Source organism: Pseudomonas syringae pv. cilantro (assembly GCF_001293775.1).
GTDB classification, from domain to species: domain Bacteria; phylum Pseudomonadota; class Gammaproteobacteria; order Pseudomonadales; family Pseudomonadaceae; genus Aquipseudomonas; species Aquipseudomonas syringae_P.
Map to the genome: position 1 here is coordinate 189,498 of NZ_LGLN01000065.1, position 18,375 is coordinate 207,872.

The following is an 18,375-nucleotide window of genomic DNA, read 5'->3' on the forward strand; positions in this document are numbered from 1 at the left end:
TTCGCGGACAAGTCCGCTCCCACAAAAGCGAAGCGTCGCCCGGTCTGCTCCCACACAAGCGTAGCGTCGCCNCCGGTCTGCTCTCACAAAAGCGTAGCGTCGCCCGGTCTGCTCTCACAAAAGCGAAGCGTCGCCCGGTGCGCTCCTAGATACCGCTGAACCAGTTGTAGCCCTGATCCTCCCAGTACCCGCCGGGGTTTTCGTTGCTGACGAAGATCTCGACGATGTGCTTGGGGTTCTTGAAGCCCAGCTTGGTCGGCACCCGCACGCGTAGCGGGTAGCCGTAGTCCGGTGGCAGGGCGACTTCGCCGAAGTCCAGTGCCAGCAGGGTCTGCGGATGCAGCGCGGTGGGCATGTCCAGGCTCGAGTAGTAGCGGTCGGCGCATTTGAAACCGACGAAACGCGCGGTGGTGTCAGCACCGATGTACTCGAGAAATGTCTTCAGCGGCACGCCGCCCCACTGCCCTACCGCGCTCCAGCCTTCGATACAGATCAGTCGCGTGATGTCGGTGCGTTGTGGCAATTTGCGCAATGCTTCCAGCGTCCACGGCTGCTTGTCGCGCACCAGTCCGGATACCGCCAGCCGGTAATCGGCGAGTTCCAGTTCGGGCACGTTGTACTCGGGGTAGAACGCATTGAACGGGAACGGATTGGTCAACTGCGCCTTGCTGTAGGTCGGGGCCAGTTTCTGGCCGCTGAACAGCCAGGCCTGAACCCGGTCGTTCCAGCGCGACATGGCCCACAGCACTTTATCGACCTGATCGCCGTCCTGCAGGTTACAGCCGGTCAGCATCGACATCGCCCCCACGGTCAGCCCGGCACGCAGAAACGAGCGTCGCTGAATATCGATCAACTGGCTTTGCTGCGCGGGTTCCAGACGGATGCGCTGAGTGATGCGATTACGAGGTTCGTTCATGGTTTGGCCGTTCCATCATCGTTCGGCTGGCGACCGCCGGTAATCATCGGTAACAAGGTACTGGGCACCAGCACGACCAACACCAGGTGAACCACGACAAACGCGCCGATCGCCGCCATCGCGCCAAAATGCACCCAGCGGGCAAAATCAAAACCACCCAGCAAAGCAACCAGCCCCTGGAATTGCACCGGTTTCCAGATGGCCAGCCCGGACACCACGACCAGTACGCCCATGATCAGCACCAGCCAGTACATCAGACGTTGCACGGCGTTGTACTGACCTTTGACGTGGGCCAGGCGAAAATGCAGTGCATCACTCATGTCACGCTTCACCTCGGACGGCCGGACAGGCAGCAGATCATGCTTGAAATGGCGACTGAACACGCCATACAGCACATAAATCAGGCCATTGATGACCAACAGCCACATCACCGCGAAATGCCAGGCAATGGAACCGCCCAGCCAGCCGCCGAGTGTCAGAAATTTGGGGAACGTGAATGGCATCAATGGCGATGCGTTATAGATAGCCCAACCGCTCATGAACATGCAGACCATGCCCACCGCGTTGACCCAATGAGTCAGACGCACCGGCCATGGATGAATGGGACGGGTTTTCATGTCGAGATCCCTCTGAATCAAGCGTAGCCGCACTGTGCGCGGGCAGGCGACCAGCGCCGCCTGCCGTCACGCTGTCGGCTGCAATTACATCGGCGGGGTGAAACCGTCCTTACCGACTGCCACACCGCGTGCCGACTTACCGTCGTCAGCCGGGAACAGCACGACTTTGGCACCGGCTTTCAGCTCGCTGCGCTGGCCTGGTTCAACGTAGGCAATCGGCACGTCTTCCGGCACCACCAGTTGCTTCTCGCCACCCTTGTACTGAACCGTCAAGGTACGGCCATTGGCCTTGGACAGCGTGCCCACGGTGCCATTAGTCATGGTGCCGGTAGTGCCGTCGGCATTTTCCCAGCCGTAGTGACCCTCACCGCTGCCCTTCAGGCTCGGCTCGAAAACGGTGACTTCCAGCGCTTTCAGGGTGCCGTCAGCCTGTGGGATAGCCGCCGAGCCGACAAAGCTGTCGGCCTTGATCGACTCCAGATCAGCCTTGGACACCAGGCGGATGCCGGTTTTGTCGGTCAGTTGAATACTCTGGTGCTGGCCCGCCCGGGTGGTGAAATTGAGGGTGTCGGCCTGCAGGCTGTCGACGGTCCCGCGCATCGGCTTGACCACAGGCATATCGGCAGCCTGGGTCATGACAGCGGCGCTGAGCAACAGCAGGCCAAACGTGGTGGAGAGTGCAGTCTTCATCAGTACTTCCTTGGCAGTTGAGATCTGAAGGCCATCCTTGCACCGCTACCGGCACCGCAAAATGACCGGGCAATGACATTTTTGTCATTCGCCGGACACCTTGTCGGCAACTGGTTAGACTCCGGCATCGGCGCAGCGAGGGCGCCTGCAAAAGCGTAGCGGACAAAACGATGCATATCCTGCTGATTGAAGACGACACCAAGACCGGCGAATACCTGAAGAAGGGCCTCGGCGAATCCGGCTACGTGGTCGACTGGACCCAGCACGGGGCCGACGGCCTGCACCTTGCGCTTGAGAACCGCTATGACCTGATCGTGCTGGACGTGATGCTGCCCGGCATCGACGGCTTTCAGATCATCGAAGTGTTGCGCGCCCGGCAGGACGTGCCGGTGCTGTTTCTGACCGCCCGCGACCAGTTGCAGGACCGGATTCGCGGTCTGGAGCTGGGCGCAGACGATTACCTGGTCAAACCGTTTTCCTTCACTGAACTGCTGCTGCGCATCCGCACCATCCTGCGCCGTGGCGCGGTGCGCGAGGCCGATCATTTTCATCTGGCTGACCTGGAACTCGATCTGCTGCGCCGCCGGGTGACGCGTCAACAGCAGGTCATCGTGTTGACCAACAAGGAGTTCGCCCTGCTGCATCTGTTACTGCGCCGCGAAGGCGACGTGCTGTCCAGAGCGCAGATTGCTTCGGAGGTCTGGGACATGAACTTCGACAGCGACACCAACGTGGTGGACGTCGCCATCAAGCGCCTGCGCAGCAAGGTCGACCTGCCCTACCCGGTCAAGCTCATACATACGGTGCGCGGCATCGGCTACGTGTGCGAGGTGCGGCCATGCGACGTCAGCCTTCCCTGACCCTGCGCTCGACCCTCGCCTTTGCACTGGTGGCGATGCTGACCGTCAGCGGCGCGGGCCTGTACCTGTATCAGTCCATCGAACAGACCGTCATGCAACGCAGCGACCACGCAGTACTGGCGCGGCTCGACCATTTCCGCAAGCTGCTGCGCTACGACCTGAGCCTGGACACCCTCAAAGGCAGCCCGCAACTGTTCGAGAACATGCTCGATAGCGAGGAAGACATCTTCATCATTGGCGAGCCGGGCAAACAGCCAGTGATATCGGTCAACCCGCAACACGCGCCGTTGCCGGAACTGTCCACCGTGGCGCAGGACCAGCCGCTGCAAGTCGATGACCTGCGCAGCGGCATGAGCCTGCAAGGTGTGCCATTGCGTGCGGCGGCGGCACAGGTCATGTCCAATGGCGTCGAGGTGCGTTTGCAGGCAGCGCACCTGATGGTCAAGGAAATGGCTATGCTCGCCAGCTTTCGTCAACGCATCTATATAGCGGTGGCGCTGGTGTTTCTGATCACTGCGGCGCTGGGTTATGTGCTATTGCGACGTGGCCTGCGGCCATTGCGCAGGATGGCCGCGCACGCGGCGGCGATCACCCCGGCCAGCCTGCATAAACGCCTCGACAGCCGGGATACGCCGGTCGAGCTGCAACAACTGAGCGACGCGTTCAATGCCATGCTTGACCGGCTGGACGACGGTTATCGACGTCTGATGCAGTTTTCCGCCGACCTCGCCCACGAGATTCGCACCCCGGTCGGTTCGCTAATGGGCCATTGCCAGGTTGCCCTGAGGCAGAACCGCAGCGTCGATGAATACCAGGCGCTGCTGGCGTCGAATCTGGAAGAACTGGAGCGCATCTCGCGGCTGGTGGAAAGCATCCTGTTTCTGGCGCGAGCAGACGAAGCCCAGGCTGCGCTGGAACGTCAGTCACTGGACCTGCACGATGAGCTGCAGCGAGTGGCAGGCTATTTCGAAGGGCTGGCGGAAGAGCGCAACCTGACACTGAGCACCCATGGGCACGGCACGTTGCGGGCCGACCCGATCCTGCTGCGCCGCGCGCTAAGCAATCTGGTGGCCAACGCCATTCGCTATGCGGATCAAGACAGTGAGATTCAGCTGCGTGTCGCGGCGGTGGATCGACACTGGAGAATCGATGTGCAAAACCGGGGGCCCGTGCTACCGGAGGCCACCCTTGCCCGGCTGTTCGACCGTTTCTACCGGGCCGACGCTTCGCGCCATGAAAGTTCGGACTCCAATGGCCTGGGTCTGGCGATTGTCACGGCGATCATGCATTTGCATGGCGGTCGGGTCGAAGTCGCTCAACCCGCCGCTGGCAGCATCTGCTTCAGCCTGATCTTTCCAGCGGCGTGAAGCGTACGGCGCACAAGAATCAAGTTGTCTTCTCGTGGGCAATCGCCAGTTTGTAGAACGTGGCCGAGCCGCCTTCAGTGGTGTAGCCCGTGTTGTCCTGGGTGTAGACCCCGGCCTTGAAATAGAACAGCTTGCTCGCCCAGGCCGAATCCAGTTTGGCGTACCAGACCGAGTCAAAGGCATTCACTGTCAGATCACCGGTAGACGACAGGTTGATGGTGTAGTTGAACTGCTGATCGAGCGGCACGCCCTGGGCGATGATGATGACCTCGATTTCGGAGTCCGGTGTGCGACGAAACTTGGCGACGATGTTGCCGGTCTTGAGCTTCTCCTTGTACTGATACTCCACCTTCAGCAGCGGCTCGGTGCTTTGAAAGCAGTGAATCTGGCCGATCACGATTTTGCCGCTGGACGGCACCTGATCGACTTCCAGGGTCGCGCGCAGAAAATTGTTGGCGCTGGAATACGCCCAGTTGAAGACCCTGCCGTCGGACGTTGTCTCGCGTAGTTCAGAGCGCGGGTACTTGGCGTTTTCTGTCGTGGAACCGGTCACCGGTGCCCAGAAAAATAGCGTGTCCCCTGATTGGAAATAACCATCACGATAGCCGTTCATCAGTTTCGGCGTTTCGATGATGGTGGCAGGACTTCCAGTAGGGACGGAGAGATTCCAGGTGGCAAGGTCGATCATGGGGTAGCTCGCAGGGTACGCGTTGCGCACCAGCAGGATGGCTCTGGAACGGGCATGCAAGCCCGTTGCGTTCAGCAAGACTATCTGCTCAATCGTTTAATTTTTAAACAGCGACGACAACGGTTTGGCGTCAACAAAATGCCTTTAAAGACGCATTGCCACTACTTCAATATCATTTGTACAAAAAAGCCAAGTGCAACCTCTGAGCTACAGACTGTGATTCACGTGAGAATGGTTCTTGCCAACAGCGTCATTTTTTTGGACATAGCGAGGAAAATCCGCACTAAAACCGAGCAGATTACCGACAGACGGTAGCAACTATTTACAGAATAAATGAACTCCGGACGCTGAATACGGACAAAGCGTCCCTTTTGCAAAGGCGTCGTCCGTCTAAACCGGCTTCTGGCGAAGGGGTTGATTCACGGTTGGCACGCAAAATCCCCCCACCACTGGGCAGCTCCGGGTTGACTGTAAGCAGTTGTTACGGGATATTAGTTAGCAAGCTATTTATCTCCTTGCTAACAATGTTGTTCCTAACTAATTCCTGGTGTCTTCATGTCTGTCGAATCACTGCATAGAGCAATCAGCAGTGGTCTGGTAGCGGCCTCTCGCCAATGGCGACGCATCTGTCAGAACACGCTGGTCACCTATGACATTTCCGAAGCCTGCGCAGGGCCGCTGCTAGCCATCGCGCGCCTGGGCGACGGTGCGCATCAGGTGAAAGTGGCCCAGGCGGCAGGCATGGAAAGCCCGACACTGGTTCGCTTACTCGACCAGTTGTGCAAGGCCGGCATCGTCTGCCGCACTGAAGACCCCAACGATCGACGCGCCAAGGCCTTGAGCCTGACGTCGAAAGGCCGCGCGCTGGCCAGCTCGATCGAGACCGAGCTGACACGCTTGCGCGCCGATGTGTTTCAAGGCCTGCAACCCGCCGACCTGGAAGCCACCTTGCGCGTGTTGCATGCATTTTCCGAAGCAGCGCAACGTGAACACGGGGGCCAGGCTTGAAAGGTTTTTTCTCCAGCGTGCCTCCGGCGCGCGACTGGTTTTACGGCGTGCGTACCTTCGGCGCTTCGATGCTGGCGCTGTATATCGCGCTGTTGATGGAAATGCCTCGCCCTTATTGGGCAATGGCCACCGTGTACATCGTCTCCAGCCCTTTCGTCGGCCCGACCAGCTCAAAAGCACTGTATCGCGCCGCCGGGACGCTGGCCGGTGCAGCGGCGTCGGTGCTGCTGGTGCCGATGTTCGTGCAAACACCCTTGCTGCTGGCCATCGTGGTCGGGCTGTGGACCGGCACGCTGCTGTTTCTGTCTCTGCATCTGCGCACCGCGAACAGCTACGCGCTGATGCTGGCGGGATACACCATGCCGTTGATTTCACTGCCAGTGGTCGACAACCCGCAGGCGGTGTTCGACATCGCGGTGTCACGCACTGAAGAAATCTTCCTTGGCATCATCTGCGCTGCGGTCATCGGCGCAATGTTCTGGCCACGCCGTCTGGCGCCTGTGTTTCAGGCCACGACGGAAAAGTGGTTCAGCGACGCCGCAACCTACAGCGAACGCTTCATCAGCCGTACCTGTCAGGCCGAGGAAATAGGCACCCTGCGCAACGCGATGGTCGGCAGTTTCAACTCGCTGGAAATGATGATCGGCCAGTTACGCCACGAAGGCGCGCGCAAACAGACCGTGCGCAACGCCAACGAACTGCGCGGCCGGATGATTCACCTGCTGCCGGTCATCGATGCGCTGGACGATGCACTGTGGGCGCTGGAGCGACGCACGCCCGATCTCCTGGCCAGCGTTTCGCCGCTGTTGCAGCACGTCTGCGACTGGCTGAAAAACACCGCCGACGGTCCGCAAGACGAGCAATGGCAGCAGTTGCACGACGAACTGGAGCAGTTACAACCGGGCTCAGCGCAACTGGACGATCGTGATCAGTTGCTGCTGTCCAACACCCTGTTCCGCCTCAGCGAATGGATCGACCTGTGGCAGGACTGCCGCACCCTGCAATACGCGATCAAGACCGACGACCAGTCGCAGTGGCGCGCGGTATATCGCCATTGGCGGCTGGGCCGGCTGACGCCGTTTCTCGACCGCGGCTTAATGCTCTATTCAGTGACCTCGACTGTGCTGGCGATCATCGCAGCGTCGGTGCTGTGGATTCTGCTCGGCTGGAAAGACGGTGCCAGCGCGGTGGCGCTGGCGGCGGTGTCGTGCAGTTTCTTTGCGGCCATGGACGACCCGGCCCCACAAATCTACCGCTTCTTCTTCTGGACCATGCTCTCAGTGGTGTTTGCCAGCCTGTACCTGTTCGTGGTGCTGCCCAACCTGCACGACTTCCCGATGCTGGTGCTGGCCTTCGCGGTGCCATTCATCTGCGTCGGCACCCTGACCGTGCAGCCGCGCTTTTTCCTCGGCACATTGCTGACCATCGTCAACACCTCGTCCTTCATCAGTATCCAGAGCGCCTACGATGCGGACTTCATGAACTTCCTCAATTCCAATCTGGCCGGGCCGGCCGGATTGCTGTTCGCGTTTATCTGGACCCTGGTGTTTCGCCCGTTCGGTGTCGAACTGGCGGTAAAACGTCTGACTCGCTTCAGCTGGCGCGACATTGCCAGCCTCAGCGAGGACGCTTCGCTGGCCGAACACCGACGCATGGGCGTGCAGATGCTCGACCGCCTGATGCAGCAACTGCCACGCCTGACCCTCACCGCGCAGGACACCGGGATTGCCCTGCGTGAGCTGCGGGTCGCGCTGAACATGCTTGACCTGCTCGCCTACACACGGCGCGCAACGCCGGCAGCCCAACTGCACTTGCGCCAGGTGATCGATGAGGTCAGTGGCTATTTCAAACACAGCAGCAAAGCCGGCGAACGACTGCCCGCGCCCAGAGGCCTGTTGATGGCCATGGACCGCGCACGCCGCGCACTGACCGATCAGGAAATGAGCGACAACCCGGCTCGCGTTCATCTGCTGCACGCGCTCAGCGGCCTGCGTCTGGCGCTGTTGCCGGGCGTGGAGATTGTCATCGTGGCCGGGGAAATGACCGAGCAACTGCCACACAACATCGATGGAGCGCCGCTTTGATTGGTGATCTGGACATCAGCGGGATCTTCATTCCCACGTTTCTGGCGATGATGGGCGTTGCCTATCTGCTGTTTCTCGGCGTGCACGCGGTTCTGCTGCGTGCGCACTTCTACCGTCTGGTCTGGCACCGGGCTTTGTTCAACGTAGGTCTATACGCTTTGTTGCTCGGCGCCGTGGATACTCTCAGTCGATACCTGATGACATGAAAAAACCGATACTGACACTGGGCCGCGTGGTCCTGACCCTGCTGGTTGTCACCCTGGCCGCCGTCGTTGTGTGGCGGATGGTGATGTATTACATGTATGCGCCCTGGACGCGCGACGGCCACATTCGCGCCGATGTCGTGCAGATCGCACCGGACGTGTCCGGGCTGATCCAGAAGGTCGAAGTGACTGACAACCAGCCGGTACACAAAGGCCAGGTGCTGTTCAGCATCGATCAGGACCGCTTCCGTCTGTCGCTGCGTCAGGCCCGGGCCACCGTCGCCGAGCGCCAGGAAACCTGGGCGCAAGCGCGCCGCGAAAACCGGCGTAACCGCAGCCTGGGCAATCTGGTCGCCCGTGAGCAACTGGAAGAAAGCCAGTCCCGGGAAGCCCGCGCGCTTTCGGCGTTGGGTGAAGCACGGGTGGCAGTGGACGCTGCGCAACTGAATCTGGATCGCTCGGTGATTCGCAGCCCGGTGGACGGCTACCTCAACGACCGCGCGCCTCGCGAGCATGAATTCGTCACCGCCGGGCGTCCGGTGCTGTCCGTGGTCGATTCGGCTTCGTTTCACATCGACGGTTATTTCGAAGAAACCAAACTGGATGGCATTCATGTCGGCCAGGGCGTGGATATCCGGGTCATTGGCGACAATGCAAGACTGACCGGCCATGTGGTGAGCATCGTCGCCGGTATCGAAGACCGTGACCGCACCAGCGGCTCGAACCTGCTGCCCAACGTTAACCCGGCGTTCAGCTGGGTGCGCCTGGCGCAGCGGATTCCAGTGCGCATCGCTTTCGATGAGGTGCCGAAGGACTTCCGCATGATCGCCGGGCGGACCGCAACGGTGTCGATCATCGAAGATACGCAGGAGACCACCCGATGAAACGCGCTGCACGCCTGAGTGTGCTGGGTTTGAGCGCTCTGCTGTCGGCCTGTCAGATGGTCGGGCCGGATTACCAACTGCCGAAAGACGGCGCGATCAATCGCCCGGATTTACAGGGCGAACTGGCGGGCCGCTCGGTGAACACCGTTTCTGCCCCGGTGCCCGTGCATTGGTGGCGCTTGTATCAGGATGCGCGTCTGGATGAGCTGGTGCGCCAGGCCATGGCGTCGAATACCGATTTGCGCGTGGCGGCAGCCAATCTTCAGCGCTCGCGTTATCGGAATGCCGAGGCCGAGGCGGCAGGTGGCTTTACCAATGGCGCGAAGATCGGTGCGCAGCGTGTGCAGGAATCCGGCGAAGCGTATCTGCTGACCGACAAGGTGCCGGTGTCCAATGTCGGTGATGTGGGTATCACAACATCGTATCAGTTCGACCTGTTCGGCACCTTGCAGCGGGGCATCGAAGCGGCGCAGGCCAATATCGATGCCAATCAGGCGGCGGTCGATACGGCGCGTATCACCGTGGTCGCTGACGTCGTGCGGGCTTATACGCAGATCTGCGCGGCCAACGAAGAGCTCGACATCGCCCATGAGTCGCTGGCCCTGCAACAGCAGAGCGTGACCCTCAACCAACGCTTGCGCGATGCCGGGCGCGGCGATGAAACCCAGGTGACGCGCTCGCAGACGCAATTCAAATCGTTGCGTGCCGAAATGCCGCGTTACGAGGCTCGGCGTCAGGCGGCGATGTTCCGCCTGTCGATGCTCCTGGCCAAGCCGGTCGAGCAGTTGCCGGCCGGGGTCAGCACCTGCAACGCGCTGCCACACATTGCGCAGGTCATGCCAGTGGACGATGGCGCCACACTGCTCAAACGCCGCCCGGACGTGCGTCAGGCCGAACGTCATCTGGCGATGTCGACGGCCGAGATTGGTGTGGCCACCGGCGAGCTATACCCGGACATCAGCATTGGCGCGAGCATCGGCACCACCGGCCTGATCGAAAACCTCGGCAAACCGGCCGCCAATCGCTGGGGCTTCGGGCCGCTGCTGAACTGGACCCTCCCGTCCAACGGCTCGCGGGCACGCATCCATCAAGCAGAAGCGTCGGCGCAGGCATCGTTGGCACGCTTTGACGGCGTGGTGCTCAACGCCATCCGTGAAACTCAGACCGGCCTGGCGCAATACACCGCCCTGCTCGACCGCCGCGATGCGCTGAAAGACGCCGAACAATCGGCCAAAGAGGCCGCCGACCAGACCCACCGTTTCTACCAGGCCGGGCGCGCCTCGTTCCTCGCCGACCTGCAAGCCACCCGCACCTACACCGACGTCCGCGCCCAACTGGCCGAAGCCAATACCGAAGTGGCCATGGGGCAGATCAACCTGTTCCTGGCACTGGGCGGCGGTTGGGAGAAAGATGACGTGGCCGGGAAATAGGACGCTTCGCTTGTCCACGATCTGCCGGAATGTCCAGAATGTCCAGAATGTCCAGAATGTCCAGAATGTCCAGAATGTGGGAGTGGACTTGTCCACGATCTGCCGGGAACCGGCAGCAAAACCAATCGCCTCGGTGTGCCTGACACAGCCGAGGCAGCCGATTTCAGGCCCGCTCCGCAGCCCATTGAGCAGCTAACCTCCTGAATCTCCACCCTCCCCGTGCAGAAGCCAGGTTATGCAACCGGATTGATCAACGCCCTCAGAACATGATCCTCCCAAACCCCGGCGATTTTCAGGTAGGCGCGCGCGTACCCTTCCTTTTCGAAGCCGAGTGATTGCAGAAGTCGCTCGCTGCGTACATTGGCTGGCATGTGGTTGGCCATGATTCGATGCAGCCCCATCTGCTCGTAACAGTAACGATTGGTCACATCAAGCGCCCGTTTCATCAAGCCCCGGCCCTGAGCCGTTTCCGCCAACGAGAAGCCGAGATTGCAGGCCTGGAACGCGCCCCTCACAATGTTTGTGTAACTGCACCGCCCCAGCAGTTCGCCGTCCTCAGGCTCCGTGACCAGAAAAAAAACCGCGCTGCCGGCCTGCATGCTTTCCCACTGCTGCTGCTGAACCCGTGATCGGGCGTTTTCGAGGATGAAGTAGTCAGCGTCTCTCAACGGCTCCCACGGCTGCAGATGACTGCGATTGGCCAGCTCATAACGGTGGATCAACTCAGAGTCATCAAACGCCAACGCCCTGAGAGAAAAGCCTGCGCCTGAATATTGCATGTGTCCTTCCCACTCCCCACCTGGCTTGTCCATACGAGCTTGAGTGTGCGTTCACGACACTCTGCATCGCAAGGTCCCGAACGGCATGACGACGCGGAGCGTCGCACGATAATGGTTTCTCGAACGCCATGCCGCGGAGCGTTTGCACGACAGTTGAGGCTATCGTTCCTTACTCTACAGCGTAGGAACGCAGTTCTGGACGCTCCGCGTCCGATCTTCGCCATCGTGCTTGCACTTGCCGAGCCATGCTCCTAGGCTCTGCCGATCTTTGCATCGGGAAGCATCATGGACACCTCTCTCAGCCGCCGCGAGCGGTTGCATATCGTTATTTTCGAGGCCAATACGCCTGCCGGGCGGACGTTTGACAAGATCGTGCTGGTGGCGATTCTGCTCAGTCTGCTGGTCACGATCATCGACAGTATCGAGAGTATTCACCGCGATTACGCGATGCTGTTCGCCTGGATCGAGTGGGGTTTTACGCTGCTGTTCGCGATCGAATACATCCTGCGGCTGTACTGCTCGCCCCGGCCGCTGAAATACGCCTTCAGCTTCTACGGCCTGGTCGACCTGCTGGCGATTGTGCCAGGCGTGCTGTCGATTTATTACAGCGACGCGCAATACCTGCTGATCGTGCGGATAATCCGCATGCTGCGGATTTTCCGGGTGCTCAAACTGGGCACCTATCTGCGGCAGGCCAATTACCTGTTGGCAGCATTGCGCGGCAGCAAACAGAAGATCATTGTGTTTCTGGTCACCGTATCAACCCTGGTCACGGTGTTCGGCACGCTGATGTACGTGATCGAGGGCCCGGAACATGGCTTCACCAGCATCCCCAAAGGCATTTACTGGGCTATTGTGACCCTCACCACCGTCGGTTTCGGCGATATCGTGCCCAAGACGCCGCTTGGTCAGATGCTCTCGTCGCTGGTGATGATCATCGGTTATTCGATCATTGCCGTACCCACCGGAATTTTCACCGCCGAGCTGGCCAACGCCATGCGCGGCGATCAGTTGAAACACGATTGCCCGGTCTGCTCGAAGAACGTCCACGAGCATGGCGCGGCGTTCTGTTCCCGTTGCGGCAATCAATTGTTTGCGAAAGTAGAGCACACGGCATAAGCAAAGACCTTTTCAGTCTTTAAACTGTAGGCGCGATGCTGATAGTGTCACGGCATTACGCCATCAAGCTTCATAGAACAATCTCAAGGACCCTGCAGTGAACAAACTCTTCGCCGCTTCGCTACTGGCCGTCGGCCTTGCCTTTGCCAGCGCCGCCCAGGCAGCACCGACGCTGCTCAACGTCTCTTACGACGTGATGCGTGACTTCTACAAGGACTACAACAGCGCCTTCCAGAAACACTGGAAAGCCGAAAAGAATGAAGACGTAACGGTGCAGATGTCGTTTGGCGGGTCGAGCAAGCAGGCGCGTTCGGTGATAGACGGGCTGCCGGCTGACGTCATTACCATGAACATGGCCACCGACATCAATGCGCTGGCTGACAATGGCGGGCTGGTGCCGAAAGACTGGGTCACGCGCCTGCCGAACAACAGCGCGCCATTCACCTCGGCCACAGTGTTCATCGTCCGCAAGGGCAACCCCAAGGCCCTGAAAGACTGGCCCGACCTGGTCAAGGATGGCGTCGAAGTCATCGTGCCCAACCCGAAAACCTCGGGTAATGGTCGCTACACCTACCTGTCGGCCTGGGGTTACACCCTGAAAAACGGTGGCGATGAAGCCGCTGCGAAAAAGTTCGTCGGCGACCTGTTCCGTCATGTACCGGTGCTCGATACCGGCGGCCGTGGCGCGACCACCACCTTCATGACCAACCAGATCGGCGACGTGCTGGTGACCTTCGAAAACGAGGCCGAGATGATCGCCCGCGAGTTCGGCCGCGATCAGTTTGAAGTGGTCTACCCGTCCGTGTCTGCCGAAGCCGAGCCGCCGGTGAGTGTGGTCGACAAGGTGGTGGACAAGAAGAACTCCCGAGCGCTGGCCGAGGAATACCTGAAATACCTGTGGTCGCCAGAAGGTCAGGAAATCGCCGCCAACAACTACCTGCGCCCACGCGATCCGCAAATTCTCGCCAAATTCCAGGATCGCTTCCCGAAAGTCGACTTCCTGTCGGTCGAGAAAACCTTCGGTGACTGGCGCACCGTGCAGAAGACCCACTTCATTGACGGTGGCGTGTTCGATCAGATCTATCCGGGCAAATAAGCAGCCTGCGCAATGCAAAACGGCGACCTCAAGAGGTCGCCGTTTTTATTTGAAGATTGAATCAATTGCCGAACTGTTTACCCAGCCCTGAGGGTACACCACTGGCATCGGTCGCCTGCCAAGGGCCGTCTGGATTGGTGGCCCAGCTCCAGCCGTTGTTCCACTGGTAATACGTGCGCTGGCGGTAAAACGTATTAGGCTGATCGTCCATCACATAAACGCCCAGACGCGGATCCCAATGGCTGCCACCGCCCGGCGGTGGCGCAAAACTGGCCGAGGTTTTCGGCCCTGCGGCAGGTGCCTTGACGGGCTCTGTCGGCGCTGGCGGCGGACGCGGAGCCTCGGGCTGCTGGCCGCCCGGCAGGGTCGGAATCGGTTCCTGGCTGTGTGGCGGTGCCGGATGCTGGACTGCACAGGCACTCAGGCCAACGACCAGACCCAACAAGGTGATGCGTGCGGTACGGTACATAAGCGATTCTCTATTTATCCGGACTGTCGATGGTCACTACCTGCTGCGCTTGGGTATCGCTGGCCAGCGGCTGACTGCGGCCGACCCACTCACCGGTGGTTGGCTGCCCTGCGCGAGACACTCGCGCCATCAGTTGGACTTGCGCAAAGGTCGACAGTTTCAGTTGCGGCAACATTGCGTCGGCATCACTGAGTTCGACCTCGGCAGGCAGGTCCGCCACGGTGATGCGCTTCACCGCCAGCGGCGCGGCCGGGCCATTGATTGCGCGGGCAAAGATGAACACGCTGTCCGTTGGCTGTACTTTACCTTCAAGTGATGCAGCCAGCGCAACACGCACTTTGAGTGATGTGGCTTTGACCGACGCGCCCTGTTGCGCAAGATGCTCTCGGGCCCGGGCGATCCCGCCTTCCAGCGCCGAGCGTGAGGCGTCCTGCGCAGGCAACGCCACCAGCAGCCGGCTCCAGTAATCCACCGCGGCCTGATAACGCTGTGTTTCAAACGCGGCAATCCCCAGCAGGCCAAGGCTGGTGACTTCTTTCGGGTCGGCCTGCAGCGCTTCGTCGGTCAGCGCCTGCACCTGAGGCGTGAAATGCTTGTCACTGGCGAAATACAACGCCTGCGCCCATTGCCCAATCAGTTCCGGTTGCCTTCCCGCCAGCGCGACTGCCCGTTCGAACAGGTGCGCCGCATCATCAGGGCGATTTTGCGCCATGTAGCTGCGCGCCAGAAAATACAGGTTCTCGGCAGAATCCGGCTGCGCCTGCACGCTGCGCTCCAGCCGCCGGGTCATGTCGGCCAGCGAGGTTGGCGGCTTGGCAAATTCGCGGCTCAGCTCGACCCGGTCGCTGGCCCCCAGATGCAGATAACCCGCCAGACCGAGCAGCGGCACCAGCGCGGCCGCCAGCAACAACACCGGCCTGCCCAGTCGTGATGCACGGACAGGCTCTGCGCCTTCGGTGTCGGCAAGCAACTCCCGAGCGGCCTCGGCGCGGGCGTCCTGTCGCTGCTGCGCCGACAACATGCCCTGCTCGTGCTGCGCCTGCAACTCGGCCAAGCGCTCCTGATACAGCGCGACATTGAGCGCGGTGCGGTCTTCTTCGCGCTGCGCACGATGGCCGCGCAATACCGGGATCAGCAGAAAGCCCAGCGCCACCAGCAACAATAATCCGGTCGCCATCCAGAAATCGATCATGGGCGGTTATCGTCCAGCAATCTGGCGAGGCGCTGCTGCTCGTCTGCGGACAACCCGACGGCGTCCTCAGCACGATGATTGCGACGACGCACGACAATGAAGCCGATCACCACAACACCGCCGAGCAGCAGACCGGCCGGGCCGAACCAGAGCAACCAGGTGCGGGTATTGAGGCTCGGTTTGTAGCGAACGAAGTCGCCATAGCGATCCACCATGAAATCAATGATCTGCTGATTGCTCTGCCCCTCGCCCAGCATGCGGTAGATTTCCTTGCGCAGGTCGGCAGCAATCGGCGCGTTGGAATCGGCGATGTCCTGATTCTGGCATTTGGGGCAGCGCAGCTCGCGGGTCAACTCGTTGTAACGGGCGCGCTCGGCGTCGTCGCGAAAGGTGTAGACGTCGATGGCCGCATGGGCGATGCCACTCAGCGACAGGTTCAGCAGCAGGACACAAACCCAGCGCCTCATGGTCTGCCCTCGTCAACCAGCGCCTGATAGCGTGCTGCTATTTTTTCGCGCCAGACGGCATCGTCGATGACCCCGACATGTTTGTAACGAATGATGCCCTGACGGTCGATCAGGAAGGTTTCCGGTGCGCCGTAAACCCCAAGATTCAGGCCCAGTGAGCCCTCTTCGTCGCGGATATTCAACTGATAAGGATCGTGAAATTCCTTGAGCCACTTGATCGCATCGGCGTTGACGTCCTTGTAGTTCACGCCGTAGATCAGCACGCCCTGCTGCGCCAGACGAGTGAGCAGCGGATGCTCGACCCGGCAGGCCACGCACCAGGTGCCCCAGACATTGACCAGCGCGGGCTTGCCCAGCAAATCAGCACGGCTCAATACCCGCTCGCTCTGTACTTCACGCAGCGAAAACTCAGGGAAAGGCTTGCCGATCAGCGCCGAGGGCAACTCGCCAGGGTCAAGATACAAACCGCGGTACAACAACGCCGCCACGCCGAGAAACAGCGCCAGCGGTAACAGCAGGATCCAGCGTTTCATGGCGTAGCTCCAGACATGCCCAGCGCCTCGCGCACCTTGCTGTTGACCCGCGTGCGATAACGCCGGTCGAGCGCCGCCAGCACCCCGCCCAGACCAGTCAGCAAGCCGCCGAACCAGATCCAGCGCACAAACGGTTTAACGTGAACCCGCACAGCCCAGGCGCCATCACCCAGCGGTTCACCCAGTGCCACGTAAAGATCACGGCTGAAACCGGCGTCGATCCCCGCTTCGGTCATCATCGATTGCTGCACAGTATAAAGACGCTTCTCCGGGTGCAGCTCGGTAAGCGACACGCCGTTGCGCAGTACGCGAACGGTGCCGCGATCGGAAATAAAGTTCGGCCCTTCATAGTGTTTCGCGCCCTCGAACACGAACACATAACCGCCCAGTTCGGTGGACTCGCCGGGGGCCATGCGCAGATCGCGCTCGGCGCTGTTCTGGCTGGATAACACCACGCCCAGCGCGCACACCACGATACCAAGATGCGCCAGCTGCATGCCCCAATAACTGCGGGTCAGGCTGCGTGCGCCTTTGAGCAGTCCCTTGTGACGCGTCTTGTCGAACAGGTCGCGAAGCCCGGCCAGCAGCACCCAGGCGGCGAGCATGAAAGTCGCCAGAACTGCCCACTGAAAATCGCTCATGACCAGCGCGGCGAGCACTGCCAGCACCGCGCTGCCGATCAGCACCGGGGCGAGCATGCCCAGCAGCCATTTGAGCGGTGTGTCTTTCCAGCGCACCAGCACGCCGACCGCCATGACCGCCAGCAACAGCCCCATCAATGGCACGAACAGCGCGTTGAAATAGGGCGGACCGACTGACATCTTATCGCCACTGATGGCGTCGATCACCAGCGGATAAAGCGTGCCAAGCAGGATCATCGACGCGGCCACCACCAGCAACAGGTTATTGCCGAGCAGCAAGGTTTCCCGCGACCACAGGCCGAAGCCGACGTGGCTTTTCACCACCGGCGCACGAATCGCGAACAGGGTCAGCGAACCACCGACCACGACCAGCAGGAACATCAGAATGAACACCCCGCGCGCCGGGTCCGAGGCAAAGGCGTGCACCGAGGTGAGTACGCCGGAACGGACCAGAAAGGTGCCGAGCAGGCTCAGGGAAAACGCCGCAATTGCCAGCAGTACCGTCCAGCTTTTGAACACACCGCGCTTTTCGGTGACCGCCAGCGAATGGATCAGCGCCGTGCCCACCAGCCAAGGCATGAACGAGGCGTTTTCCACCGGGTCCCAGAACCACCAGCCGCCCCAGCCGAGTTCGTAATACGCCCACCACGAGCCAAGGCTGATGCCGATGCCGAGAAACGCCCAGGCCACTAGCGTCCAAGGCCGTGACCAGCGCGCCCAGGCGGCGTCAAGTCGCCCGCCGAGCAACGCCGCTATAGCGAACGCAAAGGCCACGGAAAAACCCACGTAGCCCATGTACAGCATCGGTGGATGCACGATCAGGCCGATGTCCTGCAATAACGGGTTGAGATCGCGACCATTGGCCGGCATCTGCGGTAACAGGCGGGCGAACGGGTTGGAGGTGAGGATCAGAAACAGCAGGAAACCCAGGCTGATCATGCCCATCACCGCCAGTACCCGCGCCAGCATCACCTCGGGCAATTGCCGGGAAAACACCGACACGGCAAAGGTCCAGCCACCCAGAATCAGCGCCCAGAGCAGCAACGAGCCCTCATGCGCGCCCCATACGGCGCTGAACTTGTAGTACCAAGGCAGCGCGGTGTTGGAGTTCTGCGCCACGTAGGTAACAGAAAAATCATCGGTTATGAACGCATAGGTCAGGCAACCGAAGGCAAAGATCAGAAAGCTGAACTGGCCCCACGCCGCCGGACGCGCCAGGCTCATCCACAGGCGGTCGCCACGCCAGGCGCCGATCAGCGGAATGATGGCCTGCACCAGCGCAAAGCCCAGCGCCAGAATCATGGCCAGATGGCCGAGTTCGGGAATCATCGA

General features: G+C 60.6%; 19 protein-coding genes. 9 read left to right on the forward strand and 10 right to left on the reverse strand.

Going from position 1 to position 18,375, the window contains the following annotated elements; all coding sequences use genetic code 11:
• Positions 1-145 precede the first annotated feature (145 nt).
• The 3 genes from ABJ99_RS16395 to ABJ99_RS16405 form a co-directional block, all read right to left on the reverse strand.
• The gene (locus tag ABJ99_RS16395) at positions 146-916 is read right to left on the reverse strand and encodes a molybdopterin-dependent oxidoreductase (RefSeq protein WP_054086701.1); all 771 of its coding nucleotides are present in this window, start codon (positions 914-916) and stop codon (positions 146-148) included.
• Positions 913-1,533: a cytochrome b/b6 domain-containing protein gene (locus tag ABJ99_RS16400; protein WP_054086702.1), complete on the reverse strand. Its 621-nt coding sequence runs from the start codon at positions 1,531-1,533 to the stop codon at positions 913-915. The genes ABJ99_RS16395 and ABJ99_RS16400 overlap by 4 nt, the downstream gene beginning before the upstream one ends.
• A gap of 84 nt (positions 1,534-1,617) precedes the next feature.
• Entirely contained in the window at positions 1,618-2,223 is a 606-nt protein-coding gene (locus ABJ99_RS16405; RefSeq protein ID WP_007251187.1) for a hypothetical protein, read from the reverse strand.
• A 170-nt stretch (positions 2,224-2,393) separates the two neighbouring features.
• Here ABJ99_RS16405 and ABJ99_RS16410 point away from each other — a divergent pair, with 170 nt between their 5' ends.
• Both ABJ99_RS16410 and ABJ99_RS16415 read left to right on the forward strand, forming a co-directional pair.
• Positions 2,394-3,083 carry a heavy metal response regulator transcription factor gene (locus ABJ99_RS16410; RefSeq protein WP_054086703.1) on the forward strand — a complete coding sequence of 230 codons (690 nt, stop codon included), beginning with the start codon at positions 2,394-2,396 and terminating at the stop codon, positions 3,081-3,083.
• Positions 3,062-4,450: a heavy metal sensor histidine kinase gene (locus ABJ99_RS16415; protein ID WP_054086704.1), complete on the forward strand. Its 1,389-nt coding sequence runs from the start codon at positions 3,062-3,064 to the stop codon at positions 4,448-4,450. Before ABJ99_RS16410 ends, ABJ99_RS16415 begins: the two co-directional genes overlap by 22 nt.
• A gap of 19 nt (positions 4,451-4,469) precedes the next feature.
• On the opposite strand, the gene ABJ99_RS16420 is transcribed toward ABJ99_RS16415, so the two are convergent.
• Positions 4,470-5,138 carry a polysaccharide lyase family 7 protein gene (locus tag ABJ99_RS16420; protein ID WP_054086775.1) on the reverse strand — a complete coding sequence of 223 codons (669 nt, stop codon included), beginning with the start codon at positions 5,136-5,138 and terminating at the stop codon, positions 4,470-4,472.
• 555 nt (positions 5,139-5,693) lie between these two features.
• Between ABJ99_RS16420 and ABJ99_RS16430 the strand changes: the two genes are divergently transcribed.
• From ABJ99_RS16430 to ABJ99_RS16450, 5 genes are read left to right on the forward strand one after another with little or no spacing between them, the layout of a single operon-like run.
• Complete coding sequence (locus tag ABJ99_RS16430) at positions 5,694-6,146, forward strand: MarR family winged helix-turn-helix transcriptional regulator (RefSeq protein WP_054086706.1); 453 nt, start codon at positions 5,694-5,696, stop codon at positions 6,144-6,146.
• Positions 6,143-8,230, forward strand: a complete 2,088-nt coding sequence (locus ABJ99_RS16435) for an FUSC family protein (protein ID WP_054086707.1) — start codon at positions 6,143-6,145, stop codon at positions 8,228-8,230. Before ABJ99_RS16430 ends, ABJ99_RS16435 begins: the two co-directional genes overlap by 4 nt.
• Positions 8,227-8,436, forward strand: coding sequence for a DUF1656 domain-containing protein (locus ABJ99_RS16440; RefSeq protein ID WP_054086708.1), 210 nt, complete (start codon positions 8,227-8,229; stop codon positions 8,434-8,436). Before ABJ99_RS16435 ends, ABJ99_RS16440 begins: the two co-directional genes overlap by 4 nt.
• A complete protein-coding gene (locus tag ABJ99_RS16445; RefSeq protein WP_054086709.1) occupies positions 8,433-9,317 on the forward strand; it encodes an efflux RND transporter periplasmic adaptor subunit in 885 nt (294 codons plus the stop codon). Before ABJ99_RS16440 ends, ABJ99_RS16445 begins: the two co-directional genes overlap by 4 nt.
• Positions 9,314-10,747, forward strand: coding sequence for an efflux transporter outer membrane subunit (locus ABJ99_RS16450; RefSeq protein ID WP_054086710.1), 1,434 nt, complete (start codon positions 9,314-9,316; stop codon positions 10,745-10,747). The genes ABJ99_RS16445 and ABJ99_RS16450 overlap by 4 nt, the downstream gene beginning before the upstream one ends.
• A gap of 233 nt (positions 10,748-10,980) precedes the next feature.
• Here the strand turns inward: ABJ99_RS16450 and ABJ99_RS16455 are convergent, their stop codons facing one another.
• Positions 10,981-11,526 (reverse strand): GNAT family N-acetyltransferase, encoded by a 546-nt coding sequence (locus tag ABJ99_RS16455; protein WP_054086711.1) that lies wholly within the window; start codon positions 11,524-11,526, stop codon positions 10,981-10,983.
• A 285-nt stretch (positions 11,527-11,811) separates the two neighbouring features.
• Here ABJ99_RS16455 and ABJ99_RS16460 point away from each other — a divergent pair, with 285 nt between their 5' ends.
• Both ABJ99_RS16460 and ABJ99_RS16465 read left to right on the forward strand, forming a co-directional pair.
• Positions 11,812-12,645, forward strand: a complete 834-nt coding sequence (locus tag ABJ99_RS16460; RefSeq protein WP_007251176.1) for an ion transporter — start codon at positions 11,812-11,814, stop codon at positions 12,643-12,645.
• A gap of 97 nt (positions 12,646-12,742) precedes the next feature.
• Positions 12,743-13,741 carry a sulfate ABC transporter substrate-binding protein gene (locus ABJ99_RS16465; protein WP_054086712.1) on the forward strand — a complete coding sequence of 333 codons (999 nt, stop codon included), beginning with the start codon at positions 12,743-12,745 and terminating at the stop codon, positions 13,739-13,741.
• A gap of 61 nt (positions 13,742-13,802) precedes the next feature.
• On the opposite strand, the gene ABJ99_RS16470 is transcribed toward ABJ99_RS16465, so the two are convergent.
• Genes ABJ99_RS16470 through ABJ99_RS16490 form a run of 5 tightly spaced genes read right to left on the reverse strand, consistent with a single transcriptional unit; the run spans position 13,803 to position 18,372 of the window.
• Positions 13,803-14,210 carry a hypothetical protein gene (locus tag ABJ99_RS16470; protein ID WP_054086713.1) on the reverse strand — a complete coding sequence of 136 codons (408 nt, stop codon included), beginning with the start codon at positions 14,208-14,210 and terminating at the stop codon, positions 13,803-13,805.
• Positions 14,211-14,220: 10 nt separating this feature from the next.
• Positions 14,221-15,402, reverse strand: coding sequence for a c-type cytochrome biogenesis protein CcmI (ccmI, locus tag ABJ99_RS16475; RefSeq protein WP_054086714.1), 1,182 nt, complete (start codon positions 15,400-15,402; stop codon positions 14,221-14,223).
• Positions 15,399-15,869, reverse strand: a complete 471-nt coding sequence (locus ABJ99_RS16480) for a cytochrome c-type biogenesis protein (protein WP_054086715.1) — start codon at positions 15,867-15,869, stop codon at positions 15,399-15,401. Before ABJ99_RS16480 ends, ccmI begins: the two co-directional genes overlap by 4 nt.
• The gene (locus ABJ99_RS16485; RefSeq protein ID WP_054086716.1) at positions 15,866-16,402 is read right to left on the reverse strand and encodes a DsbE family thiol:disulfide interchange protein; all 537 of its coding nucleotides are present in this window, start codon (positions 16,400-16,402) and stop codon (positions 15,866-15,868) included. The genes ABJ99_RS16480 and ABJ99_RS16485 overlap by 4 nt, the downstream gene beginning before the upstream one ends.
• A complete protein-coding gene (locus ABJ99_RS16490) occupies positions 16,399-18,372 on the reverse strand; it encodes a heme lyase CcmF/NrfE family subunit (RefSeq protein ID WP_054086717.1) in 1,974 nt (657 codons plus the stop codon). Before ABJ99_RS16490 ends, ABJ99_RS16485 begins: the two co-directional genes overlap by 4 nt.
• Between the last annotated feature and the right edge of the window lie 3 nt (positions 18,373-18,375).